The organism is Amycolatopsis sp. lyj-23 (assembly GCF_046549135.1).
Lineage (GTDB): Bacteria > Actinomycetota > Actinomycetes > Mycobacteriales > Pseudonocardiaceae > Amycolatopsis.
Map to the genome: position 1 here is coordinate 409074 of NZ_JAJPWN010000002.1, position 26457 is coordinate 435530.

The 26457-nt window shown below is 73.2% G+C and carries 18 protein-coding genes; 6 read left to right on the top strand and 12 right to left on the bottom strand.

What is annotated here, in order from left to right; all coding sequences use genetic code 11:
• Positions 1 to 327: 327 nt before the first annotated feature.
• From ACLJPY_RS04505 to ACLJPY_RS04520, 4 genes are all read right to left on the bottom strand, one after another.
• Positions 328 to 1371, bottom strand: coding sequence for a sulfotransferase family protein (locus ACLJPY_RS04505; protein WP_410586728.1), 1044 nt, complete (start codon positions 1369 to 1371; stop codon positions 328 to 330).
• The gene (locus tag ACLJPY_RS04510) at positions 1368 to 1988 is read right to left on the bottom strand and encodes a flavoprotein (protein ID WP_410586729.1); all 621 of its coding nucleotides are present in this window, start codon (positions 1986 to 1988) and stop codon (positions 1368 to 1370) included. Before ACLJPY_RS04510 ends, ACLJPY_RS04505 begins: the two co-directional genes overlap by 4 nt.
• Positions 1985 to 5188, bottom strand: a complete 3204-nt coding sequence (locus tag ACLJPY_RS04515) for a type 2 lanthipeptide synthetase LanM family protein (protein ID WP_410586730.1) — start codon at positions 5186 to 5188, stop codon at positions 1985 to 1987. The genes ACLJPY_RS04510 and ACLJPY_RS04515 overlap by 4 nt, the downstream gene beginning before the upstream one ends.
• A gap of 94 nt (positions 5189 to 5282) precedes the next feature.
• Positions 5283 to 5453, bottom strand: coding sequence for a hypothetical protein (locus tag ACLJPY_RS04520; RefSeq protein WP_410586731.1), 171 nt, complete (start codon positions 5451 to 5453; stop codon positions 5283 to 5285).
• A gap of 215 nt (positions 5454 to 5668) precedes the next feature.
• Between ACLJPY_RS04520 and ACLJPY_RS04525 the strand changes: the two genes are divergently transcribed.
• Both ACLJPY_RS04525 and ACLJPY_RS04530 read left to right on the top strand, forming a co-directional pair.
• Positions 5669 to 6427 carry an ABC transporter ATP-binding protein gene (locus ACLJPY_RS04525; protein ID WP_410586732.1) on the top strand — a complete coding sequence of 253 codons (759 nt, stop codon included), beginning with the start codon at positions 5669 to 5671 and terminating at the stop codon, positions 6425 to 6427.
• Between the two features lie 5 nt (positions 6428 to 6432).
• Complete coding sequence (locus ACLJPY_RS04530; protein ID WP_410586733.1) at positions 6433 to 8901, top strand: ABC transporter permease; 2469 nt, start codon at positions 6433 to 6435, stop codon at positions 8899 to 8901.
• Between the two features lie 81 nt (positions 8902 to 8982).
• Here ACLJPY_RS04530 and uppS read toward each other — a convergent pair whose 3' ends face one another.
• Complete coding sequence (gene uppS, locus ACLJPY_RS04535; RefSeq protein ID WP_410587005.1) at positions 8983 to 9768, bottom strand: polyprenyl diphosphate synthase; 786 nt, start codon at positions 9766 to 9768, stop codon at positions 8983 to 8985.
• A gap of 352 nt (positions 9769 to 10120) precedes the next feature.
• Between uppS and ACLJPY_RS04540 the strand changes: the two genes are divergently transcribed.
• From ACLJPY_RS04540 to ACLJPY_RS04555, 4 genes are all read left to right on the top strand, one after another.
• The gene (locus tag ACLJPY_RS04540) at positions 10121 to 11689 is read left to right on the top strand and encodes a phenylalanine aminomutase (D-beta-phenylalanine forming) (RefSeq protein ID WP_410586734.1); all 1569 of its coding nucleotides are present in this window, start codon (positions 10121 to 10123) and stop codon (positions 11687 to 11689) included.
• Complete coding sequence (locus tag ACLJPY_RS04545; protein ID WP_410586735.1) at positions 11686 to 12501, top strand: AfsR/SARP family transcriptional regulator; 816 nt, start codon at positions 11686 to 11688, stop codon at positions 12499 to 12501. The genes ACLJPY_RS04540 and ACLJPY_RS04545 overlap by 4 nt, the downstream gene beginning before the upstream one ends.
• Before the next feature lie 73 nt (positions 12502 to 12574).
• A complete protein-coding gene (locus ACLJPY_RS04550; RefSeq protein WP_410586736.1) occupies positions 12575 to 12853 on the top strand; it encodes a DUF977 family protein in 279 nt (92 codons plus the stop codon).
• Positions 12850 to 13815 carry a beta-ketoacyl-ACP synthase 3 gene (locus ACLJPY_RS04555; protein WP_410586737.1) on the top strand — a complete coding sequence of 322 codons (966 nt, stop codon included), beginning with the start codon at positions 12850 to 12852 and terminating at the stop codon, positions 13813 to 13815. The genes ACLJPY_RS04550 and ACLJPY_RS04555 overlap by 4 nt, the downstream gene beginning before the upstream one ends.
• Positions 13816 to 13823: 8 nt before the next feature.
• Here ACLJPY_RS04555 and ACLJPY_RS04560 read toward each other — a convergent pair whose 3' ends face one another.
• Genes ACLJPY_RS04560 through ACLJPY_RS04590 form a run of 7 tightly spaced genes read right to left on the bottom strand, consistent with a single transcriptional unit; the run spans position 13824 to position 26412 of the window.
• Positions 13824 to 14606, bottom strand: a complete 783-nt coding sequence (locus ACLJPY_RS04560) for an enoyl-CoA hydratase/isomerase family protein (protein ID WP_410586738.1) — start codon at positions 14604 to 14606, stop codon at positions 13824 to 13826.
• Positions 14603 to 15838 (bottom strand): cytochrome P450, encoded by a 1236-nt coding sequence (locus ACLJPY_RS04565; RefSeq protein ID WP_410586739.1) that lies wholly within the window; start codon positions 15836 to 15838, stop codon positions 14603 to 14605. The genes ACLJPY_RS04560 and ACLJPY_RS04565 overlap by 4 nt, the downstream gene beginning before the upstream one ends.
• Positions 15835 to 16962, bottom strand: a complete 1128-nt coding sequence (locus ACLJPY_RS04570; protein ID WP_410586740.1) for a branched-chain amino acid aminotransferase — start codon at positions 16960 to 16962, stop codon at positions 15835 to 15837. The genes ACLJPY_RS04565 and ACLJPY_RS04570 overlap by 4 nt, the downstream gene beginning before the upstream one ends.
• Complete coding sequence (locus ACLJPY_RS04575) at positions 16959 to 17726, bottom strand: thioesterase II family protein (RefSeq protein WP_410586741.1); 768 nt, start codon at positions 17724 to 17726, stop codon at positions 16959 to 16961. Before ACLJPY_RS04575 ends, ACLJPY_RS04570 begins: the two co-directional genes overlap by 4 nt.
• Positions 17727 to 17747: 21 nt before the next feature.
• A complete protein-coding gene (locus ACLJPY_RS04580; RefSeq protein ID WP_410586742.1) occupies positions 17748 to 18764 on the bottom strand; it encodes a class I SAM-dependent methyltransferase in 1017 nt (338 codons plus the stop codon).
• A 17-nt stretch (positions 18765 to 18781) separates the two neighbouring features.
• Positions 18782 to 20152 (bottom strand): condensation domain-containing protein, encoded by a 1371-nt coding sequence (locus tag ACLJPY_RS04585; RefSeq protein WP_410586743.1) that lies wholly within the window; start codon positions 20150 to 20152, stop codon positions 18782 to 18784.
• The gene (locus tag ACLJPY_RS04590) at positions 20149 to 26412 is read right to left on the bottom strand and encodes an amino acid adenylation domain-containing protein (protein WP_410586744.1); all 6264 of its coding nucleotides are present in this window, start codon (positions 26410 to 26412) and stop codon (positions 20149 to 20151) included. Before ACLJPY_RS04590 ends, ACLJPY_RS04585 begins: the two co-directional genes overlap by 4 nt.
• Positions 26413 to 26457 lie beyond the last annotated feature (45 nt).

Consider the following 26457-nt stretch of genomic DNA (forward strand, 5'->3'; position numbering starts at 1 on the left):
GCTCGGTAGCCAGGTGCAGCTTGGTCGTCCAGCCTCCCCGCGACCGGCCCAGTGCGTGGTCGGCCGGTTCGGGCTCGCCGATACCGCCTGGCGCTCCGCACCTGCAACGTCAGCCACAAGTTCCGCTGGTCAGCACATCGAAACAGGCTCTAGGAACCGTCCTGCAAGTCATCGGAGCCGAGGACGAGGGCGGCGATGGCCGGCTCAGCCCGGCGGCCCGCAACCGCAGCCGTTCGTGTGTGGTTTCCGGGGGGCGTAAGCGGCCGGGCAGGTCACGCCACGCAGAGGCTCAGCTCAACCACTCACAGGGCACGCCACCGGCACCGCTCACCCCGCGGGAACCGGCTCGCCGAGCAGCCGCATCCCGGGTGCGCAGGCGGCGTTCAGCGCGGCCCGCCGGTCCGGGGGAAGGCGGCCGGCGGCGCCCGTGCGAGCGCCGTCGAGAACGTCGTCGGCGGCGTCGAGCCAGGCGGGATCCACCTCGATGCCGAGGAAGCCGCTCAGCCGGGCCAGTTCGCCGCGCGGCCGGGCGATCAGGTCCTCGTAGCGCAGCGTCGCGAGCCGGTCCGGCGGGAGATCCGCCAGCGCGGGCAGCCCCGCCGAAACCATGGCCGACCACATCCGCCCGAACACCTCGACCGGAACGGCGCGGTCCAGCCCGAAAGCGTTTTCAAAGCCGGCGGTGCACAGGAGCGCCAAATCCGGCGGCAGTCGTTCGACGTGGGCCCGGGTGAGTTCGCGAAAATGGGAAACCCCCGTGCGGTCGAGGATTTCCGTGGCGAATGCCGCGGTGCGATAACCGCCGTGCCTGCTCATCGAAAGCGCGCAATCCGGCCCGTACCGGTACATGTGGACGAACTTCGCCTCCGGAAACGCCGCGCGCAGGGCTCCGGCCCACTCGAGCGAGTGCCCCGACCGCTCGACGACGACCCGCCGTCCGAGGCGGGTGGCGAGCAGGTCGAACAGCGCCCTGTGGTGGCCGGCGGCCGTTCGCGCGGGCCAGCCGGGGACGATGTCCGCGAGCTCGTCGAACAGGCCGTCGGCGTCCGCGGCCAGGTGCGGCAGGGCCATCAGGGCGATCGCGGGGATGCCACCGTCGTGCGCGGAGAACCGGCCGGGACGGCGGGGGTAGAGGAACTCCGGCAGTGGCGCGTCCCGCCGGATCATCTCGTCGAACACCGGATGGGGCGCCGCAAGCAGCCGCCAGTACTCCGCACCGGACAGCTCCCCGGCGGGCAGGGCGTCGAGCCCGCCGAGGGAGACGAACAGCTCGTTGAGGCTGAGGACGTCCGGGTGCCGGTTGAGGATGCGGGAGAGCACCGTGGACCCGGTCCGGCCGGTGCCCACCACGAACGCGACGGGCCGGTTCACCGCACCTCCTGCACCGGGCGGGAGTCGACGGCCGCGGTGGCGGCGAGCTCCCGCATCAGCTCGTCGAGCCGGCCGAGCGCGTCCGTGAACGGTGCAGGCGCGCCGACGTTCAGCTCGCCGGTCGTCATGCTGTATCCCGCCACGGGCGGCACGACGGCGACGTTCGGCCGGTCGTGAAGCGCCTCGACGTGCTTCCGGTAGGCGCGCCCGCCGGCTCCGCCGGGCGGCAGCGAGGGGACGAGCACGATCGGTGCCGTCGTGCACTGCAGCGTGAGCAGCAGCGGGGTGTCGGACAGGCCGAGGGCCAGCCGTCCGGTGAAGTGCAGGGTCGCCGGGTAGACGATCACCGCTTCGGCCCACCGGCCCAGCTCCACGTGCGGCGCGGCGGTGTACGGCTCGTCGGACCACTCGTCGAGCCCGGATTCCTCGCCGGTGACGAGGTTGACGGTGGTCGGGGTGACGAACCGCAGCGCCTGCCGGGTCAGCAGGACCCGTGCCCGGGCGTTCGGGCAGTGGTGGCGCAGGCGCAGCACCGCTTCGGGCAGCGCGGTGACGGCGGGTGCGCCCGTGCCGGCCAGCAGCACCCGCTTGCCGTCGACGCGGGCGTAGCCGCTCATGCCGCACGCTCCGGGGCGCCGGCGGGCTCCAGCCAGAGCACCGACGGGGCGTTCGCGGTGTCGAGCAGCCGCATCAGGGTGAGGCAGACCCCGGCCCGGCCCAGCAACAGGCCGGGAATGGTGCCGCCGGTGATGCGCCCGAACAGGGGGCCGCCCGAGGCCAGCGACTTCACCAGCGCCTCGGCCCGCTGCTTCCGCTGCGGCCGCCAGTTCTCGGCGGCGGGACCGAGCGCGGAAAGCACCGGCTCCGCGAGGGTGAACAGTTCGAGGCTCCCCGATTCGCCGTGGCAGAGGCAGTGGTTGCCCAGCGGGCCCGCTTCCGCGGTCGCGGCGAGCGCCGCCTCCGCTTCGGCCAGGTAGCGCGGGTCCGGCACCCGCCGATGGGCCAGCAGGCGCGCCATGCCGATCCCCGTCGAGCCGTGGCACCACAGCGTGGGGTGCTCCTGCACGATGCCCGTGAGGTCCGTGAAGCCCCGCAGGTCCTGCCACGCGTTCTTGCCGGGGATGCGCAGGCTCATGTCGTGCTCGAGCGCCTCGATGCCGAGCCGGCGCACGCGGTCGTCGTCGTCCAGCACGCGGGCCGCTTCGAGCAGCGCCCAGCCGATCCCCGCCGAGCCGTGGGACAGCCCGCCCAGCGGTGGCCCGTCGTCCCGGCTCCAGCCGCGTCCGGTGCCGGTGTCCACCGCGGTCGCGGCCAGCCGTTCCGCGCAGATCGCGACGATGTCGGCGAGCATCGGCATGCGGTAGCGGTCGTGCAGGCCGGCGGCGACGACGGCGCAGCCGGCGAGGCCCGCGACGAGGTCGGCCGCGTCTTCTCGCCGGGCGCAGTCGCGCAGGTGGGGCAAGGCCGACTCGAGCAGTTCGAGGTACTCCGCGTCGCCGGTCAAGTGGTGCAGGTGGGAGACCGCGTAGAACGTCCCGGCGAGGCCGGCGTAGGCGCCGACGCGGAAGACGTCGCTTCCGGCCGCGCGGCGGCGGAGTTCTTCGACCACCGGCCGCATGCTCCGGCGGCTCAGGTCGGCGAACCGCTCGTCCTGGTAGAGCTCGGCCGCGTACCCGAAGGTCAGCGCGAGCCCGGCCAGGCCGTCGTAGAAGCTGGTGTTGAGCGGCTGGAAGCTCAGCGAGCCGTCGCGGATGCCGTCCGTGCCGATGCCGACCCACGCGCAGTCGTCGTCGCCGAGGATGGCCTCGTCGGCGAGCTGGTCGAGAATGCGCCGGGTCAGCGCGTCCAAGCCGGGTTCGGGGGCGGGGTCCGCCGATCCGGACGACGGCGCCGTCACCGGCGCGGCACCACCCAGCGTGTCGAGTGCGTCCCGCAGGATCGCCAGCTGCGTGGCCCGGTGGTCCGGGCCCAGCATCGCCAGTTTCCGCTGCAGCGTCCGGCCGCTCGGTTCGGTGAAGAAGTCGTCGGCCACGACCTCGGTGCCGTGGAACAACGCGGTCGACCCGGGTTTGGTGTGGAAGGCGGGGATGTCGGCCCGCAGCAGCTGGCGGCGCTCGGCCTCGATCACCGGGACCAGGTCGTCGCGCGTGGTCGCGGCGGTCCAGAGTTTCTCCAGCAGCTGCTCGGTCGCCAGGCCGTCGCGCAGGTAGTCGGGGTGGAACCGCTCGGTGCGGAACAGGTCGTAGCGCCGGGTCGCCCTGGCCAGGAAGCGGACCTCGATGTCGTCGGCCGAGCGCAGGAGCGCGGCGAACCGCTCGCGGGACGCGGCGATGGCGTCGTATCCGTCGAGGAAGCCGCGGACGACTTCGCCGGTGTACCGCGCCGGATCGGCCGCGCGCCCGTCGAGCACCGGCCGGTTCCGGGCGGGCTTCGTCTCCTTGCGCACGCCGACGATGTGCATCCCGTCGGTGAACGGTGCCGCGACGGCCGGGATGGGCCGCGGGGTCAGCTGGGGAGCGCCACCGCCGATCGCGCTGACGTCGATGCCCGGCGTGACGCCGTCCCCGAAGGTCCGCAGCGGCACCACGAGGGTCGCGAGCACGCTCTGGGCGAGGAAGTCGAGGGCGCGTTCGTTGGCCTTCGCGGACGAGAGGTGCCGGACGGAGGTGTGCTGCAGGATCGTCTCGAGGTCGACGGGCACGGGCGAGTCGCCGACGGCGATGATGTTGGTCATGTGGATGTCGACCGCGCCCAGCACGTGCAGGACGGCCAGCATCGCGCCGATGTGGACGTAGAAGCGGCGTACGTCCGGCTCGCCGTCGCACGGCTCGTGTTCGAGGAACTCGCACCAGCCGTAGCCGGGCCGGGTGAGGACCCGCATGCTCTTGACGGTCAGGCCGGTCAGCTCGTTGAGCAGGTCGAGCGCCTCCGCATAGGTCCGCTCCGGGTCGACCGGCCGGGGCTTGTGGATCAACGCCGGGCCGTTCTCGAACTCGAAGCAGGTCACGGACCGGCCGTGGTTGTGCGGGTCGCCGAGACCGCCGCGGATCCCGGTCACCACGACGCGGTCCGCCGGCTGCAGGCCCCGGCGCCGCAGCTCCGGGAGGTCGGCGGCCAGCCGCGTCAGCGTTTCGGTGGTGTTCGCCAGCCAGTCGGTGCCGTGCTGGACCATCGCGCGCGCGAGGACCGGGTATTCGGTGAACAGCCGCGTGCGGTAGCTGTCCTGCCGGAGCAGCACGTCGTCGTAGCAGGCGTAGCGCTCCTCGGGTGTCTCCCCGGCCAGCAGGCCACCGTCCCGGGCGACGTTGAGCTCGAGGATCAGCGTCCGGTGGGCGATCTCGAGGAAGCCGGTCGCCAGGCCGTCGACGAGGGTTTCGTGGGCGGGCTCGGTGAGCGTTACCCGATCGAGTGAAGCTTGGCTCTCCCATTCCCGTAGCCGGGCGGCGTAATGGGAGACGAATGCGTCGAGCAGGCCGGAGAAGAGAAGTTTTTCGTAGGTTTCGCCGTAAAGCGTCGTCGTGGGCTCGCGCCCGCCCGCTGGTGGCCGCTCGGTCGACAGAATGGTGTCGAGTTCCGGGACCCACGCGGTGGCCGCGCCCGCGGCCGAAAACGGTTTGCCGGTGACGAGCGCGGCGAAGGTGTCACGAGAAATCCCGGCGACGGCGAGGCGCCGGGACATCGTCGCATCGTCGAGGTAGGCGGATCCACGCCATTCGTCGACCGCGGCCAGGTCGGCGGCGGTCGGCGCGCCGGTCCCGGCGACGTGCCGCTCTCGCAGGAATGCCGCGTGGTCCGCGCGGTAGCGGGTCGTGCCCATTTCTCCGGGTCCTTTCGGCCGTGACGTGCGGGCGGGCCGTGTTCCGGCCCGCCCGCACTCGTCGAACACCCTCGCGGGTCGCCCTGCGACTACGTCAGCAGTTGCACTCCCAGGTCAGGGTGCAGATGTAGCCGCTGCTGGGCAGCGCCGCGGCGCGCGCCTCGGTCAGGTCCTCCTGGCGCAGCTCGCCGAAGCCCAGGCCGGCCGGGTGCGCGCCGCTTTCGTGGGCGGCGGACTTCCAGTCATTGGTGCTCTGCGTCGGCATGCCGACTCCCTCCATGTGGAATGGTTTTTCCCGATTCCGTGCGGCGAGTACATTCCGTCGCACGGATCGAAGCTAACAACGGGGGTGTGCCCGGCCGGTGTGGCCGGCGTTGGCGGCTCGTATAGGCGCCGTATATCTGCTGGTGAAGCGGCCGGGGACGACGATGATGATCGCGCTGAGGGAATTCTCAGCTGCGGATCGCTACGTTTCCGCGCATGGAGGAGTCTTTCTCGCGGAATCGGTCGCTGCGCCGGGACACGGTGCGCACGGCCGGGGTGACCAAGGTCTACGGTCAGGGAGGAGCGGAAGTACATGCGCTGAGGGGGGTCGACGTCGGGTTCGGCGCCGGCGAGTTCACCGCGATCATGGGGCCGTCGGGTTCCGGGAAATCCACGTTGCTGCACTGCCTCGCCGGTCTGGACACGGTGACTTCGGGGTCGGTCTGGCTGGGCGACACCGAGATCACCGCGCTGACCGACCGGGAGCTGACCAAGCTCCGGCGCGACCGCATCGGTTTCATCTTCCAGAGCTTCAACCTGCTGCCGACGCTGACCGCGCGCGAGAACATCCTCCTGCCGCTGGAGATCGCGGGCCGCCGTCCCGACCCGCGGCTCGTCGAACGGGTCGTGGAGCGCTTGCGGCTCGCCGACCGGCTGGGGCACCGGCCGAGCGAGCTGTCCGGCGGGCAGCAGCAGCGCGTCGCCGTGGCCCGCGCCCTGGTGAGCCGGCCCGAGGTGATCTTCGCCGACGAACCGACCGGCAACCTCGATTCGAACTCGGGAACCGACCTGCTGGAGTTCCTGCGGGTCTCGGTCGACGAGTTCGGCCAGACGATCATCATGGTCACCCACGACCCGCACGCGGCCTCGTACGCGGACCGGGTCGTGTTCGTGCGGGACGGGCAGTTCGTCCACGAGCTGGACCGGCCGAGCGCGGACACCGTCCTCGACACGATGAAGAAGCTGGAGGGCTGAGCCGGATGCTGAAGCTCACCCTCGCCGGGCTGCGCGCCCACCGGCGAAGGCTGCTGCTGGCCGCGCTCGCGACGCTGCTGGGGACCGCCTTCGTCGCGGGCACCCTGGTGCTCAGCGACACCCTGCGCACCAACACCGACCGCACCGTCGCCGGCAACGCGGACAAGGCCGACGTCGCCGTGGTGGCCGACAACCAGCTGCGGAAGCTGGACCAGGCCGCGGTCGACCGGGTCGCCGCGATCGCCGGCGTCCGGCAGGTGCAAGGCCTGGTCATCGGCGACATCACCGTGCTCGACCACAACGGCCGCCCCATCCGGGACCAGCCGATGGGCTTCTCGGTCACCATGCGGACCACGGCGGTGCAGGGCCGGTTGCCCGCCGGCGACGGCGAGGCCGTGCTGGCCGAGCAGACCGCCAAGGCGCTCGGGTACGGCATCGGGGACACGATCACCCTCGTCGACCACGCCACCGGCGAGCCGCACCCGTTGCGGGTCAGCGGGTTCAGCAGCGTCACGGGACAGGGAATCCTCGCCCTGCGCGGCGGGATCGGCTTCACCACGCCCGTCGCGCGGGAGCTGACGGGCCAGACCGGTTTCTCCGAGATGTACGTCAAGGGCGACGACCCGCAGGGCCTCAAGGCGAAGGTGGCCGCGGCCGTCGGCAGCGGCCCGTACGAGGTGTTCTCGGGGCAGGAGTTCGCCGAGCGGCAGGCCGCGGGCAGCGGCATCGACCCGGTGGTCCTGCGCAGCGGCCTGGTGATGTTCGCCTTGGTCGCGTTGTTCGTGGCGATGTTCGTCATCTACAACACGTTCAGCATCCTGGTCGCCCAGCGCACCCGGGAGCTGGCGCTGGCGCGGTGTGTCGGTGCTTCGCGTCGTCAGGTGTTCGGCGGCGTGCTCGCGGAGTCCGCCGTCGTCGGGCTCGGCGCGGCGGTGGCCGGGCTACTGGCCGGGATCGGGGCAGGCTACCTCGCGTTGCCGGTGATGAGTGCGTTCGGGACGCCGATTTCGCCGGAGTCGTTCACCGTGACGCCGGTGACCGTGGTGCTCAGCGTGCTGGCGGGGCTGCTCGCGACCGTGGCGGCGGCGCTGCTTCCGGCGGCCGCGGCGACGCGCGTCGCGCCGGTCGCCGCGCTGCGGATCCAGGCGGAACCGCGTGCCGAGCGGCTCAACCGGGCCCGCGCGGTGGTGGCGGCGTTCTTCTGCGCCGCCGGTGTCGCCGGCACGGCGGGCGCGCTGGCGAGCAACGGCAAAACCTACCCGCTCATGCTCGTCGCGTTCGGCGGGCTGCTGTTCTTCGTGGGCGTCATCCTCCTCGGCCCGGTGCTCGTCCGTGTCTTCGCGGGCGTGGTCGGCCTTCCGATCCGACGCGTGCTCGGCGTGCCTGGGCGGCTCGCCGTCGCGAACGCGATGCGGAACCCGAAACGCGCGGCCACGACGGTGCTCGCCCTCATCATCGGGATCACCCTGACCACCGGGGTCTCGGTGATCACCAGCTCGCTCGAGTCGTCGGTCGGGGTGGGGGTCGGCGAGGCCCTCCCCGCCGACTACGTCATCACGCCGCCGGGCAGCGACTCCTCGGTGACCCTGCCGCGGTCGATCGGCGACGGGCTGCGCGGCCACGACGGGGTCACGGAGCTCACCAGGGTCCGTGAAGCCCCGGTCACCATCGGGGGCGCCACGTCGATGCTGAGCACGATGGAGGGCACCATCGCCCCGGGCGTGGTGCAGGGCTCGCTGGACGGCTTCGGCCCGGGGCAGCTGGCGCTGCGTCCCGAACGGGCCGCTGAGCTCGGCGTCGGGGTCGGCGGGACGGTGTCGATGACGGTGGCGGGCCGCCCGGTGACGGCGAAGGTGGTCGCGATCGTGACCGGCAACGTCGTGCCGCGGACGCTGGCCGCGCCGGGCTGGTTCGACCGGTTGTTCCCCGGGCGGGGCGACACCAGCCTGCTCGTGGGGTTCGCCCCGGGGACCGCGCCGGAGGCATCCCGTGCGGTGGTCGACGAAGCGACGGCCGTGGTGCCGACCGCGAAGATCGTGGCGACCACCGACGCCAAGGACCGGCTCGAAGCCTCGCTGAACCAGGTGACCGCGCTGATCACGGCCCTGCTGGCGCTGGCCGTGCTGATCTCGCTGATCGGCATCGCGAACACCATGACGCTGTCGGTGCTGGAACGCTCCCGCGAGTCGGCCATGCTGCGGGCGTTCGGTCTCACCAAGCGGCACCTGCGGCTGATGCTGACGACCGAGGCGGTCATCTTCGGGATCGTCGGCGGGCTGGTCGGTGTGCTGCTCGGGTGCGGCTTCGGCTTGGCCGCGGCCCGCGTCATCAACGACGACGTCGTGCTGAGCCTGCCCTACGGGCGGATCGCGCTGATCTTCGCCGGCGCGGCGGTCGCGGGTGTCGTGGCCGCCCTCCTGCCGCTGCGGCAGGCCGCGAAGACCTCGGTGGTCGAGGCGCTGGCCGCGCAGTGAGGGTGACCGCCGGGAGCGCACCCGGCGGTCACCCGGATCCCGCCCGCTGAGCGTCGAGTGCGGAGATTCCGCACTCGACGCTCAGCCGCCGTAGCGCCGGTTCCGTCGTGCGTAGCTGCGCAGGGCGCGGAGGAAGTCGACTTCGCGGAACGCGGGCCAGAAGGTGTCGCAGAAGTACAGCTCCGAGTAGGCGCTCTGCCAGACCAGGAAGTTGGACAGGCGTTGTTCGCCGCTGGTGCGGATGACCAGGTCGGGGTCGGGCTGCCCGGCGGTGTAGAGGTGCCGTGAGACGTCTTCCATGGTGATGGTGTCGGCGAGTTCGTCGAGTGTCCCGGCGGCGGCGTGTTCGGTCAGCAGGGCACGCAGCGCGTCGACAACCTCCTGGCGGCCGCCGTAGCCGATGGCCAGGGTGATGTGGTGGCCGGTGTCGCAGTCGCGGGTGACCTCGACGGCGTTCTTCAGGGCGTGCGCGGTGGTGTCCGGCAGGGCGTCGAGGGTACCGGCGACGTGGACCTGCCAGCCGGCGTCGGGCTGGGCGAGCTTGTCGGTGACGACCTGCTCGATCAGCTGCATCAGGTAGGACACTTCGGCGTCGTCGCGGCGGGCGAGGTTTTCGGTCGAGCACAGGTAGACCGTCACGTGCTTGACGCCCGCGCGTTCGCACCAGGAGAGCACGGTTTCGACGTGTTCGGCGCCGTATTTGTGGCCGATGCTGGGGTCGGCCATGCCCATCTGGCGGGCCCAGCGGCGGTTGCCGTCCATGATGATCCCGATGTGTCCCGGCAATTCGGCGCCCACGAGCTGCTTTCGCAGCCGGTGCGTATAAATTCCGTAAACGATTCGCTGGACCAGACCAGGCAGCACGATGCGCACTCCGTTCGCCGTTGTGTCGCGCGGGTTCCCGCCCATCGTATCCGACCACGTTTCCCCTCGGCGGGCACGGTTCCCCGCCGTGGGAGCAATGTCGGAATCGCCGGTTGATGTCGGTTTTCGACCGTCCGACAGGCTCGCTCGCCGCGGCCACCGGATTCTCAGGAAATGTTCGAAAGGCAGCCTGTCGCCGCCTTGTCGCTGCATGATGCCGCTGTTACGCTGCGGGAAGCCGGGCCGGTCCATTCCTTCACCGCGCGGCGAATCAGCCGGCGCGTCCGGAGCCCGTCCGCTTCCGCGTTCGTGTCGTGCGCACGAAATCCACTGTTTCCGCGAATGGGGGAGAATTGTGACGTTCACGCTGCAACTCGGGGAAACCGTCGGCATCGAGCAGCTCGATCACCTCGTCCACGAACGGGTCCCGGTGGCCTTGGCCGCCGCGGTCCGGGTCCGGGTGGGGGCGTCCCGGCGGACACTGGACCGGTTCGTCGACGACGGCCGGGTGATCTACGGCGTCAACACGAGCATGGGCGGGTTCGTCGACCACCTCGTCCCGATCTCCGAGGCCCGGCGGCTGCAGGAGAACCTGCTCGCGGCGGTGGCCACCAACGTGGGCGAGCACGTCGGTGACGACGTCGTCCGCGCGATCATGCTCGCGCGGATCGTCTCGCTGGCCCGCGGCAACTCGGCCATCGCGACGGCAAACCTCGACAAGCTGCTGGCCGTGTACAACTCCGGGATCGTCCCGGTGGTCCCGGAAAAGGGCTCGCTGGGCACGAGCGGCGACCTCGGCCCGCTGGCCGCGATCGCGCTGGTGTGCACCGGCCGGTGGAAGGCCCGCCTCGACGGCAAGTCCATGACCGGCGCCGAGGCGCTCGCGGCGGCCGGCCTCGAGCCGATGGAACTCGGGTACAAGGAGGGGCTCGCGCTGATCAACGGCACCTCCGGGATGGTCGGCCTCGGCACCCTGGTCCACCAGGCGGCGAACCGGCTGATCTCGGTGTACCAGCTGGTTTCCGCGCTCTCGGTGGAGGGGCTGGCGGGGATGACCAAGCCCTTCGACCCCCGGGTGCACGCGGTGAAGCCCCACCGCGGCCAGCAGCGGGTCGCCCGGCTGCTCTGGGAGGCGCTGGCGGACTCCGCGCTCGCGGTCAACGAGCTGGAAACCGAGCGGGTGCTCGCCGCCGAGATGGGACCGGCGGCGAAAGCCGGCTCGATGCCCATCGAGGACGCCTATTCGATCCGGTGCACACCTCAGGTGCTGGGCCCGGTGGTGGACAGCGTCGAGCGCGTCGGCGAGGTGCTGGAAGCGGAGCTGAACTCCTCCAACGACAACCCGATCGTCCTGCCCGAGCAGGACGAGGTATTCCACAATGGACACTTCCACGGGCAGTACGTGGCCATGGCGATGGACCACCTCGTGCTCGCGCTGGCGACGGTGACCAACCTCGCGAACCGGCGGGTGGACAGGTTCCTCGACAAGAGCAACAGCAACGGGCTGCCCGCCTTCCTCTGCCGGGAGGATCCGGGCACCCGGCTCGGGCTGATGGGCGGCCAGTTCATGACGGCGTCGGTCACTGCCGAAACCCGGACCCTCTCGGCCCCCCTGTCGATCCAGTCGCTGACGACCACAGCGGACTTCCAGGACATCGTCTCCTTCGGGTTCGTGGCCGCGCGCCGGGCCCGCGAGGTCCTCGCCAATGCGGCCTACGTGGTCGCGTTCGAGCTGCTGTGCGCGTGCCAGGCCGTGGACATCCGTGGTGCGGACGGGCTGTCGTCGCGGACCAGGCCCCTCTACGAACGGGTCCGCCGCATCGTCCCGTTCCTGGACCACGACGAGACTCTCACGCCCTACGTCGAGGACCTGGCGGCGGACCTGGTGAGCCGGGAGAGCCTGGCCGAAGGGCTGAGGGCGTGACCGGTGGGCGCCCGGCCCACGCGATCTGCCTGCTGGGGCCGACCCGCGTCCGGACGGTGGCCGGGGAGACGACCCTGCGGCCGTCGCTGCGCCTGAGCCTGCTCGAACTACTCGCCGTGCGGGCCGGGGAAACGGTCCCGATCGGACCCGTTGTCGAGGAGCTGTGGGCCGGCGCCCCGCCCGAGCGACCGGTCCAGGCCGTGCAGGCCCACGTCCGGCGGCTGCGCCGGACGCTGGCCGCCGCGGGCGTGCCGCCGCGGACGCTGCCGGTCCTGCTGACCGGTGGCGGTTTGGTGCTCGACGTGCCCGCGGCGGAGGTGGACGCCCTGCACATGGTCGCCATGGTCGAAGCGGCCACCCGGATCGCGGCGGACCACGCCGGCGAGGCCATCCCCGTCCTGCAGCGGGCGCTGGCGATGTGGACGGGCGAACCGTTCGGCGGCCTCGCCGACGGGCCCGAGCACCGCAGCGCCGTGCGCTACTGGGGAGAGGTGCGGATGCTCGCCCTGCGCTCCTGGGCGGCGGCACACCTGCGGCTGGGCAGGCCGCAGCCGGTCGTCGCCCGGTTCCACGCCGGCGGGCTGCACGAGTCCACCGACGAGGGGGTGACCGCGCTCCTGATCAGCGCGCTGTGCCAGGTCGGCCGGAGAGTCGAGGCGCTCTCGGTCTACCGGGCGTTCCGGCGGCGCCTCGTCGACGAACACGGCGTCGAGCCGTCGGCCGAGCTCCAGCGGTTCCACCGCCGGATCCTGCTCGACGAGCGGGAGACCCGGTTCGCTGCCGCCACGCTGCCCGGCGTCCTGGGCGGATGATCTTGTCACCGTCGTGTCGGCGCGGGGCCCCGACACTGGAATCGATCTGTCACCGGAGGGAAGGGCGGGACGCATGAATTCCGGAGCGCCACCGAAGGGCATCTCGGTGATCACGCTGAACCGGGTGATCGGTGTGGTGGAGCAGTCGGCGGGGGACGCGGTCACGGCGGCGGACGTCGCCGCGTCGACCGGGATGAGCGCGGTGACCGCCCGGCGGTACCTGCGTTTCCTGGCCGCATCGGGACGGGCGAGCGTGTCGTGCCGGTACGGGCGCGTCGGTGCGCCGGAGCGGCTCTACCGGCTGCGCGCACCCCGGCCGCAGCGGCTGAAGAACGAGGTGGAAACGCGGTGACGCCGGTGGTGACCGGGGTCGGGGCGGCACTTCCGGGACGGGTCGTGCCGAACGCCGACTTCGGGCGGCTGGGCGTCACCGACGAGTGGATCACGACGAGGACCGGGATCAGGGAACGTCGCCGGCTGGAGCCGGACGAGCCGCTGGGCGAGCTCGCCGAACGGGCCGGTGCGGCCGCGCTGGCGGACGCGGGCCGTCGTCCGTCCGATGTGGACCACGTGGTGGTGGCGACCGTGACCGCGGACCTGCGCTCGCCGGGACTGGCGCCCGGGCTGGCTTTCCGGCTCGGCGTGCCCGGGACCGCCGCACTCGACCTGAGCGCGGCCTGCGCGGGATTCCTGTACGCGCTCGACCACGCGTGTGCGGTGGTCGAGTCGGGCCGGTCGTCGTGCGTGCTCGTGGTCGCCGCCGAAGCCGCGTCCCGGATCGCCGATCCCGGCGACCGGTTCACCGCGCCGCTGTTCGGGGACGCGGCGGGCGCGGTCGTCGTCGAGGCGGCGGGCGCGCGCTGCTGCGCCGCGTGCGCGCCGGCCGTCGTCCTCGGCACCGACGGCGCCCGGCAGGAGATCCTCTACATCGACCGCGACACCGGCTGGGTGCGGATGCGCGGCGCGGAGGTGTACGAGCAGGCCGTGATCGCCATGGCGGGCGGCACCCGCAAGGCGTGCGCCGCCCGCGGCGTCACGCCGGCCGACATCGACCTGTTCGTCCCGCACCAGGCCAACGCGCGGATCATCCGCGCGGTGCTGCGCGAGCTGGGTTTCCCGCGCGAGCGAACCGTCGTGTACGTCGGGGACACCGGGAACACCTCGTCCGCCTCCATCCCCGTCGCGCTCGAGCGGGCGCAGCGGGAGGGCCGCCTGCCCGCCGGGACACGGGTCGGCATGGCGGCCTTCGGCGCCGGCCTGACCTGGGGCGCCGCCGTTCTCGACTGGAAGGGGTGCCGGCACGCCGCCGGCTGAGCCGGGGATCACCGCGTCCGGTGCCGCCGGGCTTCGAGCTCCCGGCGGACGTCGGCGCCCATCAGTCCCTTCACCACTTCGTCGTGTTCGGCGCGGAGGTGGCTTTCCAGCGACAGGCACGCACTGAGGTCGAGGAGGCTCTTGGCGGCGCGGACGGTGTGCGTGGCCTGCTGGGCGAGCGCACGACCGCGGCGCAGGGCCACGTCGAGGAGGTCGGCGGCGGGCACGACTTCGGAGACCAGCTCGAGCTCGCGGGCCGCCGGCGCACGCAGCACCGGCTGCTCCAGCAGGAGCGTGAGCGCGCGGGCCGTGCCGACGATCCGGGGCAGGAACCAGCTCATCCCGCCGTCGGTGGACGAACCGAGCGCGCCGTACGCGAAGTGGAACGCGCTGCGGTCCGAAGCGAGCCGCAGGTCGCAGGCCAGGGCGAGGGAGAAGCCGGCGCCCGCCGCGACGCCGTTGACGGCGGCGATGACCGGGCACGCCAGCGCGCGCAGGTCCCGCACGACGGAGGCGAGTGCGTCGGTCAGCTCGATCAGCTCACCGGTGGCCCGGCGGCGGCCGAGGGCTGCCAGCTCGGCGAGGTCGGCGCCGGTGCAGAAGGTCCGGCCGGCACCGGTGAGGACGACGGCACGCGCCCGGCCCGTGGCCCGCAGGGCCGCCGTGGTGCGGCTGAGCTCGGTCACCATGTCCGCGCCGAGCGCGTTCCCGTCGTCCGGCCGGTCGAGCGTGACCAGCGTGACGTCCCCGAGTTCCTCGCACCGGACGGGCGGGCGCGGATCGGCGGTCACGACGACCCCGCGCCGGCCCGGCGGGTGAGCGAGACGGGGAGTGCCTCGATCCCGCCGATCAGGTTGGAGCGCATCCGCCGGACCGGGCCGGCCGGCTCCAGCCGCTCCACGCGGTCGATCAGCTCCCCGAACATCACGGTCAGCTCGGTGGTCGCGAGCACCGCGCCGATGCAGTGGTGCGGCCCGTGGGCGAACGTCAGGTGCCGCCGCGGGGCGCGGGTGATGTCGAACCGGTCGGGGTCGGGGAACACCCGCTCGTCGCGGTTGGCCGAAGCCAGCCAGAGCGTCACCTTGTCGCCGGCCGCGATGGGCTTGCCGCCCAGCGTGGTGTCCCGGGTCGCGGTCCGCAGCAGGTGCATCGCCGGGGAGGTGTAGCGGAGCACCTCCTGGATCGCGTCCGCCAGCAGCTCCGGCCGTTCCCGCAGCAGCGTCCATTGATCGGGCTGCCGGATGAAGGCGAGCACGCCGCCCAGCGTGGCGTGCCGCGTCGTCTCGTTGCCGCCGGAGATCAGCCCGTTGCAGTTCAGCACGACCTCGGTCTCGGTGAGCGGGCGGCCGTCGATGCGGCCGTGCACGAGCGCGCTGACGATGTCGTCACGCGGTTCGCGGCGGCGGCGCTCCATCAGCTCCTGGTAGTACCGGAACATCTCCGTGTGCGCGACGGCGGCGCGGGCCGCGTCGGCCGGGCCGGCGTCGGCGCCGACTCCGAACGCGGTCATCGTCCGGCTGAGCATGAAGTCCCAGTCCGGCCGCGGCACGCCGAGCAGGTCGCAGATCACCGCGAGCGGCAGCCGCGCGGCGACGTCGACGAAGTCGCAGTGGCCCTTCTCGAGGGCGTCCTCGACGAGGCCGGTCACGATCCCGCGCATGGTTTCCCGCAGCCGGGCCACGGTCTTCGGGGTGAACGCCGAGGCCATGATGCGGCGGATCTTGCCGTGCCGCGGCGGGTCGGTGATCACCATCATGTGGCCGGTCGCGGCCGCGGTCGCGGTGGCGTCGGCGTCGATGCGCATGCCGCCGGTCGAGGAGAACCGCGCCGGGTCGGCCAGTGCCCTGGTCACCAGGTCGTGCGTGAGGACCGCCCAGAACGGGCCGTGCGGCGACCGCACGACGTGGTGGACCGGGTCGGTCCGGCGCAGTTCGCGCCAGATGCCGAGTGCTTCGCCGCTTTCGTACAGCCCCGGATCGGACAGATCGAGGGCACGGTCGGCGCCGAGGTTCCCGGTGGTCATCGCGCCGCGCTCCGGTGCACGCCCACCTCGTGCAGCCAGCCGAAGCGGTCCGGCCGGACGCCGCGGTGCACGTCGTGGAGGGCGCGGTGCAGGGTGAGCGTGACCGGGCCCGCGGCGCCGTTCCCGACCGTCCACTCGCGCCCGCCCGCGCGCACCCGGCCGATCGGGGTGACGCCGGCGGCCGTGCCGCACGCGAACGCCTCGGCGATCGTCCCGTCGAGGCAGCCCGAGCGCCAGCCGTCGATGCTCATCGGCTCCTCCCGCACCGCGAACCCGTGGTCGGCGGCCAGGTCCAGCAGCGACGCCCGGGTGACGCCCGGCAGCAGCGTTCCGGTGAGCGGCGGGGTGCTCACGACGGCGCGGCCGCCGCGCCGGTCCCGGTGGACGAAGAAGACGTTCATCCCGCCCAGTTCTTCGACGTAGGTGCGTTCGATCGCGTCGAGCCAGAGCACCTGCTGGTAGCCGTCGGCGGCCGCGGCGAGCTGGGCCGGGTACGTGGGCGCGTAGTTGCCTGCGCATTTCGCGGCGCCGGTCCCGCCGGGCGCGGCGCGGACGTACTCCTCGTTCGCCGTCACCGCGATCGGCTCCGGCCGATCCCCGAAGAAGCCACCGGTCACGAAGGCCACGAGCAGGAACAGGCAGTCGCGGGCCGGCCGCAGCGCGAGGCTGGGCTCGGTCGCGAACTGCGCGGGCCGCAGGTAGAGCCCGAATCCGGGACGGCTGGGCAGGCGTGGCCCGTCCGCTTCGACCAGTTGCTCGACGGCGCTGAGGAAGACCTCTTCCGGCAGCTCCGGGAGGGCCATCCGCCGGGCCGAGGCGATCAGCCTCCTGGCGTACGCGCCGGGGCGGAAGACGACGAGGGAGCCGTCGTCGCGGCGGTAGGCCTTGAGCCCTTCGATGATCGCCTGCCCGTAGTGGAGCGCGGCCATTGCCGGGTCGACGGCCAGGGGGCGGCGCGGGCCGAGCTCGAGCGCCTGCCAGCCGGTGGCTTCCGACCACGCGGCCGTCACCATGTGCGCGGTGAACGCCGCGCCGAACGCGGGCGCCGGCGCGCCGGGCGCGAGGGCGACGTCTCCGGCGAAGGGCAGCCGTAGTGGCTCGGTGAGCCCGGGGGCGAGTGTCATGGTGACTCCAGGAGGAGGGGGCCGAGGGCGGCGCCGATGACGTCGAGAACGGCGGCCGGGCGTTCGGTGAGGTAGAAGTGACCGCCGGGCAGGACGTGCACGGACGTCCGGCCTTCGGTGAGCTCGGCCCAGCGGTCGAGCGTCGCGGTGTCCACGGTCGGGTCGTCGTCGCCCGAGACCACGGTCAGGTCGGTGGTGAGCAGGGCACCTGCCGCGTACTCGTACGTTTCGCAGGCGCGGAAGTCCGCCCGCAGGATCGGCAGCAGCATCTCCCAGAGCGTCGGGCTGGCCAGGACGCCGGGTTCGGTCCCCGCCAGCGCCACCACGGCTTCCCGGAACTCCTCGTCCGGGAGCGCGTGCACGCCGGTGGGCCGGTAGTGGTGCGGCGGTGTCTGGCCGGAGACGACGAGGTGCCGGGGTGGCCTGCCCAGTCCCGACAGCACCCGGGCCAGCTCGAAGGCGGCCAGCGCCCCCATGCTGTGCCCGAACAGCGCGTACGGGGCGGTGCCGGTGCGCTCGGCGACCGGGCCCGCGACGCGCTCGGCCAGCCGCCGGATCGACTCCTCGGCGGGTTCGGCGATCCGGGCGGCCCGGCCGGGGTACTGCACCGCGACGACTTCGACGCGTTCGTCCAGCCCGGCGGGCCAGGCGCGGAACACCGCGGGCCCCGCGCCCGCGTGGGGCAGGCAGAACAGGGGCAGCGCCGGTGCTGCCCGGATGCCCGGCCCGGGTGTGGTGAACCAGGGCGACGTCGTGGTCGTCATCGGTGCGGTCTCCCCTCCGGGTCAGCGGGTGGCGACGAACAGGCGGCCGGTCGGGAAGCCGAGCGTCACGACGTCGACGTCGCCGAAGCCGGCCTTGGCGAGCTTCTCGGTCCACTCCTGCTCGGTGAGCAGCCGGCGCCGCATGAACTGGCGGTGGTAGTAGGTGACCATCGCGCTGAACCGGCGTTCGCGTTCGTTGCGCAGGTACGGCACCGCGTCCGTGATCGCCATGATGCCGCCGGGACGCAGGGCGTCGCGGCAGTTGGCGAGCACGCGGTCGGCGACGGCTTCCTCCTCCGGGAGCATGTCGTGGAAGACGAAGCCGGCGTGGATGACGTCGGTCCCGGCCACCGGCCCCGGGTCGTCGGCCACGGACTGGATGGGCCGCTCGACGACGGTCAGCCGGTCGCCGACGCCCGCCTGTTCCGCCGCGTGCTCCGCGGCCCGGCAGGCCGGACCGTCGATGTCGAGGCCGACTGCGGTGGCTTCCGGGAAGTGGCCGAGCACCTCGATCAGCAGCCGGCAGGTGCCGGCACCGAGGTCCGCGATGTGCCCGGGCTCGGCGGCGAGGATGCGTTCGAGCGCGGCCGGGTAGAAGGCGAGGGAGCCCATCCACTGCGAGCTCACCGCCACTTCGCGGCCGTCGCGCAGGTACCGGCGCCCGGCCGACACCGGATCGGTGAAGAACTCCCTGGCGTGCTCGATGAACGGCCGGTTGGCGTTCATCGTCCAGGACACGTAGCCGGCGCGGTGCAGGATGACGTCGAAGCCGGGAACGGTGCGGAACTCCGCGCCTGCCTGCTCGATCAGCCCGGCCGACTCGATCGCCTCGAGGTAGCGGGCCGCCGCGTCGACCGGGAGGTCGGCGTGGCGGGCCACGGCGGCCGCGTCGAAGGTGCGGCCGGGTGTGATGACGTCCAGCACGCCCAGCCGGTCGCCCATCTCCAGGAACGCGGCCGCGGCCGCGATGTCCGGGGCTTCCCCGCTGTGCTCGATCTCCGTCGAGAGCCGCCGCGCGGTCTCCTGGGTGACGGTCATCGTGGTTTCCTTCCCGTTCACGGCCTTGCCGGGTGCGCAGGCCGGGGTGTGAATGTCCGATGTGGACCGGTTCCGACGAGGGGGACGCCGTCGAGCAGGCTGCCGACGGTGGCGGCGGGCCGGTCGGCCGCGCGCTCGGCGAGCGTCCGGTAGGCGGCGCCCAGCGCCCGGGCGGTGCCCCGGCCGAGGACGTCGGTGCGGTACACCAGCCGGACGCCGAGCCGGCCGTGCTGCTCCTGGAGGAACAGGCTCAGCGGCCGTTTCGGCACGATCCACCCGCGGTCCAGGGGTTCGGCGGTGAGCCCGGCGAACTCCCAGCCGACGCCGGCCGCGTTGTCGGCGCAGAAGAGCACGCTCGGCTTCACGTCCGCGGCGGGGTTTTCGGCGGCCAGCCGGTCGGTGACGTGCTCGATCGGCACGGCCTGGCGTTCGTAGGCCGTCAGCACCAGTTCGCCCGCCGTGGCGAGCAGTTCGACGAGCGGCAGGGATGGCGGCACCCGCGCCCGCAGCAGGACGATGTTGGTGAGGAAGCCGACGACGTGCTCGTCGGCCCGCCGGGTCCGGTTGGCCATCGCGGAGGCGAGCGTGATGTCGGTTTCGCCGGTGAGCCCCGCCAGCCACACGTAGGCCGTCGCCAGCAGGAAGACGAACGGTGTGGTCCGGGCCGCCCGGGCGGCCCGGCGGACCCGGCCGGAGAGCTCCTCGCCGAACCAGGTGACGACCGCGTCGCCGGGTTCGGCGGCCGTCCCGGCGTCTCCGGCGACCGGAACGGGCAGGGGCCGTTGACCGCGCAGGTCGCGCAGGCAGGCGGAGAGCTGGGCGGCCGCGTCGGGGGTGGCGAACCACGCGGCCCGCTCGGCGGCGAACTCGGAGTACGGACGCACCGGGCCGGCGAGCGCGGGAGTGCGGCCGAGCACCCGCGCGCTGTACAGCTCGGCCAGTTCGCGCACGACGACGGCGGTGGACCAGCCGTCGGTGACCAGGTGGTGCATCGCCAGCGAGAGGACCGCTTCCCGGTCGCTGTGGCGGACGAGCGCGGCGCGGACCAGCGGCGGCGCGGTCAGGTCGAACGGCGTCGCGCTGTGCTCCCTGGCCAGCCGCTCGGTTTCGCCGCGTGGCACGTCCCGGCCCCGCAGGTCGACGACCACGAGCGCACCGGGCGGGGGTGGCACCACGAAGGTACGGGGCTGTCCGTCGCGGTCGGTGAAGCCCGTGCGGAGTGCTTCGTGCCGGGCGATCACGGCAGTGAGGGCCGCGTCGAGAGCGGGCACGTCGACGGCGCCGGTCAGCCGGACGAGCGCGGCGACCACGCAGTCCCGGCGCCCGGGCTGCTCCTGTTCCAGCCGCCACATCGCGAGCTGGCTCGGGTAGAGGCCGCCGGCCGTCATCGCTGCTCCCCGGCGGCCACCGCGAGTCCGGCGACGGTCGGCGTGGCGAACAGGTGCCGGATCGTCACGTCGAGGCCGAGGTCTTCGCGCAGCCGGGTGACGACCTGGCCGGCGAGCAGGGAATGGCCGCCGAGGTCGAAGAAGTCGTCGGCGGGGCCGACTTCCGGGACGTCGAGCACTTCGGCCCACACCGCCGCGATCCGCTGTTCGAGGGGGGAACCGGTGACGACGACCCGCCGGTCGCCTGCCGTGAGCGCGGGCAGCGCGGCGCGGTCGAGCTTCCCGTTGGGGTTCCTCGGCAAGGCGTCGGCGACGACGATGCTCGCGGGCACGAGGTACGCGGGCAGCCTGCTCGCGGCGTGGGCGCGGACCTCGGCGGGGTCGAGGTGGTGACCGTCCGCCGCCGTGACGTACCCGACCAGCCGCCGCCCGCCCGCCTGGTCCGGCTGGGCGACGACCGCGGCCTGGGCCACGCCCGCGAGCTCCGCGAGCGCGGCTTCCACCTCGGCCGGTTCCACCCGGAACCCGCGCACCTTGACCTGGTGGTCGGTCCGGCCGACGAAGTCGAGCGTGCCGTCCACCCGCCAGGTCACCAGGTCACCGGTGCGGTAGAGCCGGGAGCCGTCCGCGGCGAAGGGGTCGGCGACGAACCGTTCGGCGGTGAGCCCGGGCCGGTTCTGGTACCCGCGGGCCAGGCAGTCGCCGGCGAGGTACAGCTCGCCGACGACCCCGGCGGGCACCGGGGTGAGCCACGGGTCGAGCACGTGCAGCCCGACGCCGGTGCGCGGACGGCCGATCGGGGGTGTCCCACCCGGCCGCAGCGGGCCGGCCCAGGTCGCGATCACCGAACCCTCCGTGGGCCCGTACAGGTTGAGCATCCGGTGCTCCGGCGCCCAGGTGCGCACCAGCGAGGCGGGGACGGCCTCGCCGGCCGCGATCACGGTCACCCCGGAAGGCACGACGGGTTCCGGTACGGCGGCCAGCGCGGACGGGGGCATCGTCACGTGCGTGACCTCGAGGTCCCGGATGGTGGTCGCGAGCGGTTCACCCGGCAGCAGGTCACCGGGGTCCGCCATGACCAGCGTCGCGCCCGACAGCAGCGACATGCAGATCTCGAGCAGGAAGGCGTCGAAGCTCGGCGAACCGCACTGCAGCACGCGGGCGCGGGGCGTGACGGCGAAGATCTCCGGCTGCGCGGCGACGAGGTCGGCGATCCCGGTGTGGGTGAGCACGACGCCCTTCGGGCGGCCGGTCGAGCCGGAGGTGAACAGCACGCACGCCGCCAGCTGGGGGTCCCTTGTGGACGGGCGCGGCGCGGCCGCCGGTGCCGCGGCGAGCGCGGCCGCGGTCGCGGGTTCGTCGAGGCGCACCATCGCCGCCCGGCCGGTGGGCACGTCGTGCCCACCGGCGGTGAGCAGCAGCTGCGGATCCGCGTCCGCCACCATCGCGGCGATCCGCGCCTCGGGGTACCCGAGGTCGATCGGCAGGTAGGCGGCACCGGCCCTGAGGACGGCGAGCACCGCGGTGACGAGGTGCTCCGAGCGGGGCAGGGCCAGCGCGACCCGGGTTTCGGGGCCGGCGCCGCGAGCCGCGAGAAACCCCGCGAGCCGGGCCGACCGGGCATCGAGTTCCGCGTAGCTCAGCTCGCCCGACGGCGTGACGAGCGCGGTGGCTCCGGGCCGGGCGGCCACCTGCGCGGCGAAGAGGTCAGGCAGCAGCGGCCGGGGCCGTGGATCACGGCGGACCCGGCCCGGGGCCAGGAGGTGGTCCCGGCCGTCCCGCACGTCGACCTGTCCGATCGGCGCCCCGGGGTGGGAGACGAGCCGGGAGAGCACGGTGACGAACCGGGAGGCCAGCCGTTCGGCGGTGTCGGCGTCGAAAAGGTCGGAGGCGTATTCGAAGAACCCGTCGATGCCCGCGCGGCCGCCGTCGGGACCGAACGTCTCCCGGAGGTTCAGCGTCAGGTCGAACTTGGCGTGCCCGATCGGGATCTCTTCCCCGTCCGCCTCGGTGCCGCCGAGCCGCAGCCGCATGTCTGCGCGGGGCGTGTTGCGCAGCATGAGCAGCACCTGGAAGAGCGGGTGCCGCGCGGGCGAGCGGACGGGGTTGACGGCCTCGACCACGCGCTCGAACGGAACCCGCTGGTGGTCCAGTGCCTCCAGGTCGGTCGCGCGCACGCGGGCGAGCAGCTCGGCGAAGGTGGGGTCGCCCGTCAGATCGGTGCGCAGGACGAGGGTGTTGACGAAGAACCCGACCAGCTCGTCCCACGCGTCCTCGGTGCGCCCGGCCACGCCGGTGCCGATGGGGATGTCGGTGCCCGCGCCCAGTTTCATCAGCAGCACGGCGAGCGCGGACTGCAGGACCATGAACACGGTCGCGCCGGCGCCGGCCGCGACGGCGGCCAGGCGGTCGTGGAGGGCGGGCGCGATCTCGACGGCCGCGGTGTCACCGAGGTAGCTGGCCACCGCGGGCCGCCGGCGGTCGGCCGGCAGCCGCAGCTCCTCCGGCAGTCCGGCGAGTTTCGCCGTCCAGTAACGGATTTCTTCGGCGTAGCCCGCGTGCTCGGGCGACGTCTCGTCGAGCGCTCGCACCTGCTGCTCGGCGTAGTCGGTGTACTGGGCGGGCAGCGGTGGCCAGTCGGGCGCCCGCCCGGCCGCGCGGGCCGCGTACGCCGTTTCGAGGTCCCGGCCGAACGGCGCGAACGACCAGCCGTCGCCGGCGATGTGGTGCAGCACGATCAGGAGCAGGGACCGGGACGGCGTGCGGAACAACCGGGTCCGCAGCGGTGCCTGGCAGGTCAGGTCGAAGCCGGCGCGGGCGGCGTCGTCGACGAGCCGGTCGGCGTCGCCCGCGGCGACGTCGCTGACGTGCAGGCGGCTTTCGGGTGCAATGGTGGCGAGCACCCGCTGCCGTGGTCCGGCGGGCGTGCGCGGGAACACCGTGCGCAGGATCCGGTGCCGATCCACGACGTCGTCGAGCGCCGCGGCCAGGGCACCCGCGTCGATGCCGGGGCCGAGGGCGACCAGGTAGGGGATGTTGTAGACGGCGCGCGGGAGATCGGACTGGTTGAGGAACCACAGCCGCCGCTGCATGAGTGACAGCGGGAAGCCGGGCACCGGGGCCGGGCCGGTTTCGGCCGGGAACAGCCGGGCCGCCAGCTTCTCCGGCGTGGGGGCTTCGAAGATCTCGCGGATCGCCACGCTCGTTCCGGTGGCGCCCCGGATCCTGCTGCTCAGCTTGACCGCCGACAGCGAGTGGCCGCCGAGGTCGAAGAAGTCGTCGGCCGGGCCGACGGCGGGCACCCCGAGGACGCCGGCCATCAGCCGGCACAGCAGGGCTTCCCGCTCCGACGCGGGCTCCCGGCCGGGTGCCGTCCCGCTGTCGCCGGGCGACGGCAGCGCGGCCCGGTCGATCTTGCCGTTCGGGGTCAGGGGTAGCTCGTCCAGCAGCACGAAGCGGCTCGGCACCATGAACGACGGCAGGGTCCTGGCCAGCTCGTCGCGCAGTTCGGCACCGGTGGGACGGCGGCCCGGCGCCGGCTGGACGTAGGCCGTCAAGAGGCGGTCGCCGGGCCGGTCCTCGCGCACCACCACGACGGCCTGCGCGACCGCCGGGTGCGCCGAGAGCGCGGCGAGCACCTCGCCCGGCTCGACGCGGAAGCCGCGCAGCTTGACCTGGTGGTCGGCGCGCCCGGCGAACTCCAGTGCGCCGTCCTCGCGCAGCCGCACCAGGTCGCCGGTGCGGTACATCCGGCCGCCGCCCGGTTCGTCGCCGAAGGGGTTCGCGACGAACCGGGCGGCGGTCTCCGCCGGGGCGCGGAGGTAACCGCGGGCGAGGCATTCGCCGGAGATGTACAGCTCGCCGACGACCCCCTGCGGGACGGGCACGAGCCCGGCGTCGAGGACGTGCAGGCGGGTGCCGGCGAACGGGCGGCCGATCGGCACCGGCCCGGGGCTGATCGGGGTGGCCGGCGGGATGTGGTGGTCCACGCAGCCGCACGTCGCCTCGGACGGCCCGTAGTGGTTGATGATCCGGGTACCGGGGTGCTGACGGCGCCACGGCAGCAGTGCCTCGCCGACCAGCGGTTCACCGGCCACGATGAACTCGCGGGCCGGCGAGCAGAGATCCGGCAGGGCGTCGAGCAGGGCGAGGTGGGTGGGGGTGGCCTTGAGGAAGTCGTAGGTCTGCCGCGTGGCGTGCTCGGCGTAGTCCTCGACGCTCGAGATGATCAGCTCGCCTCCGGCGGCGAGCGCGCCGAAGAGCGCGGTGAGCGTGATGTCGAAGGACAGCGACGAGTACAGCAGCACTCGTCCGGCGAGCGAGGGATACGCCGTCGCCGCGCGGACGACGTAGTTCGTGACCGACCGGTGGGTCACCGCGACGCCCTTCGGCAGTCCCGTCGACCCGGACGTGTAGATGACGTACGCGAGGTTCCCGGGGCGAAGCGGCGCACTGCGTTCGGCGTCCCGGACTTCGCCGCCGGGCAGCGCGCGGACCCGCGCCCGGACCTCGGGCGCGTCGAGCACCAGCACCCCGGCCACGTCGTCGAGGTGGCCGGAGGCCATCCCGGCGGCGATCGTCAGCAGCAACGGCACGCGGGCGTGCTGCACCATGTGCGCGATGCGGGCCGGCGGGTAGTCGAGGTCCACCGGGACGTATCCGGCGCCGGCCTTCAGCACGGCGAGCACGGCGACCACCATGTCCGCCGACCGGGGAACCGCGACCCCGACGGTCTGGTCCGTCCGCACGCCGTGGCCGATCAGCAGCCGCGCGAGCCGGTTCGACGCCTCGTCGAGGTCCGCGTAGCCGATCGTTTCGCCGTCGCACGAGACCGCCGGGGCCGCGGGAGCCGACCGTGCCCGGTCGCGGAGCAGGTCGAGCACGAGCAGCTCCGGCCGGGCCGCGTCCCCGGCCGGATCGGTGGCGCTCAGCTGGGACCGTTCGGCGGGTGAGGCGCATTCGAGCCGGCCTGCCGGCCGGGCGGGGTCACCGTCGTCGAGCAGGTGGGTGAGCAGGGTCAGGAAGCGGCGCTGGTGCCGGTCGAGCTCCCACGGGGTGTAGCGGTCCGGGTTGGCCAGGAAGTCGATCTGGAGCCCGCCGCCGGGTGCGTCGTGGAAGTAGAGGTGCAGGTCGTGGATCGGCCCGAGGGTGAGCGTGGTCAGCTCGGCCGTCCCGGCGCCGAAGGGCAGGACGTAGTCGAAGGGCACGAAGTTGACGTGCCAGCCCAGCAGTTCTTCGTCGCCGCGGAGGCCGAGCTCGCGGGCCAGCTCCTCGCCGCGGAAGCGCTGGGCCTGCAGCGCCTTGGCCATCTCGGCGGCGGCGTGGCGGGCCAGTGCCGCGAACGGCGTGCCGGGCCGGATGCTCAGCCGTACCGGGACGACGTTGGCGAACTGCCCGGGGGTGGTCCGGGCGGCCGGCCCGGTCCGGCCGCTGAGGGTCAGGCCCAGCACGACGTCCTCGGTGGCCATCGCCTTGCCGAGGTAGGTGGCCACCGCCGCGGTCAGCAGCGCGGTCCAGCGGCTGCGGGACGCGGCGGCGAGGCGCTCGAGCTTGGCGAACTCGTCCCGGCCGAGCACGTGGCTCCGGTGCAGGAACGACCGGGCCGCCTTCGCCGAGCGCCGCGCCGGGGTGACCACCGCGGGCCGCCGGGCGAAGCGGCTGGTCCAGTATTCGCGGTCCTGGGCGTGGTCGGCCGAGCCGCGGTAGGCCAGGTCCTCCTCGACGATGTCGCGCAGGGGCCGGGCCGTGGCCGGCGGTTCCGGTTCCCCGCGGTGCAGGGCACTGTAGAGCTCGGCGGTGCGGCGGCCGATGAGGAAGATACCGTAACCGTCGACCACCGCGTGGTGTGCTTTGACGTACCAGAGGTGTTCGCTGTCGCCGAGCCGCAGCAGCGCGTGGCCGAACAGGGGGCCGGTGCCGGGGTCGAGCGGGCGTTCGGCGTCGGCCGTCATCCAGGACAGGGCGGACGCCGCCGGATCGGTCTCGTACGCCAGGTCGAGCTCGTGGAGGGGCCAGTCGGCGGCCACCGGAATCTGGCGGGGCTCCCCGTCGTCGTCTTCGGCGATCCGGACGTGCAGGGTCTCCGCTTCCGCCGTCGCCGTGCGCAGCGCGGCCTCGAACCGGGCCCGGTCCAGGCTTCCGGTGAGCCGGAAGTAGCACGCGATGGTGAACGCCGGGCTGTCCGGTGCCAGTTTCTGGGCCAGCCAGACCTCGCGTTGCGCGGCGGGCAGTTCGAGCGTCCCGTGATCCGTTTCGAGCATGCGGTTACTCCCGGCGGAATGGTGCTCCGGTGGTGGGGGAAGAAT

Bases quoted from the DNA above. Each gene is read 5' to 3' on its own strand.
- ACLJPY_RS04530 (WP_410586733.1), top strand. From the start codon at position 6,433: ATGCTGAAGCTCACCCTCGCCGGGCTGCGCGCCCACCGGCGAAGGCTG.
- ACLJPY_RS04515 (WP_410586730.1), bottom strand. From the start codon at position 5,188: ATGGGCACGACCCGCTACCGCGCGGACCACGCGGCATTCCTGCGAGAG.
- ACLJPY_RS04580 (WP_410586742.1), bottom strand. From the start codon at position 18,764: ATGACCGTCACCCAGGAGACCGCGCGGCGGCTCTCGACGGAGATCGAG.
- ACLJPY_RS04570 (WP_410586740.1), bottom strand. From the start codon at position 16,962: ATGACACTCGCCCCCGGGCTCACCGAGCCACTACGGCTGCCCTTCGCC.
- ACLJPY_RS04565 (WP_410586739.1), bottom strand. From the start codon at position 15,838: ATGACCACCGGGAACCTCGGCGCCGACCGTGCCCTCGATCTGTCCGAT.
- ACLJPY_RS04585 (WP_410586743.1), bottom strand. From the start codon at position 20,152: ATGACGGCCGGCGGCCTCTACCCGAGCCAGCTCGCGATGTGGCGGCTG.
- ACLJPY_RS04520 (WP_410586731.1), bottom strand. From the start codon at position 5,453: ATGCCGACGCAGAGCACCAATGACTGGAAGTCCGCCGCCCACGAAAGC.
- ACLJPY_RS04575 (WP_410586741.1), bottom strand. From the start codon at position 17,726: ATGACGACCACGACGTCGCCCTGGTTCACCACACCCGGGCCGGGCATC.
- ACLJPY_RS04590 (WP_410586744.1), bottom strand. From the start codon at position 26,412: ATGCTCGAAACGGATCACGGGACGCTCGAACTGCCCGCCGCGCAACGC.
- ACLJPY_RS04550 (WP_410586736.1), top strand. From the start codon at position 12,575: ATGAATTCCGGAGCGCCACCGAAGGGCATCTCGGTGATCACGCTGAAC.
- ACLJPY_RS04525 (WP_410586732.1), top strand. From the start codon at position 5,669: ATGGAGGAGTCTTTCTCGCGGAATCGGTCGCTGCGCCGGGACACGGTG.
- ACLJPY_RS04510 (WP_410586729.1), bottom strand. From the start codon at position 1,988: ATGAGCGGCTACGCCCGCGTCGACGGCAAGCGGGTGCTGCTGGCCGGC.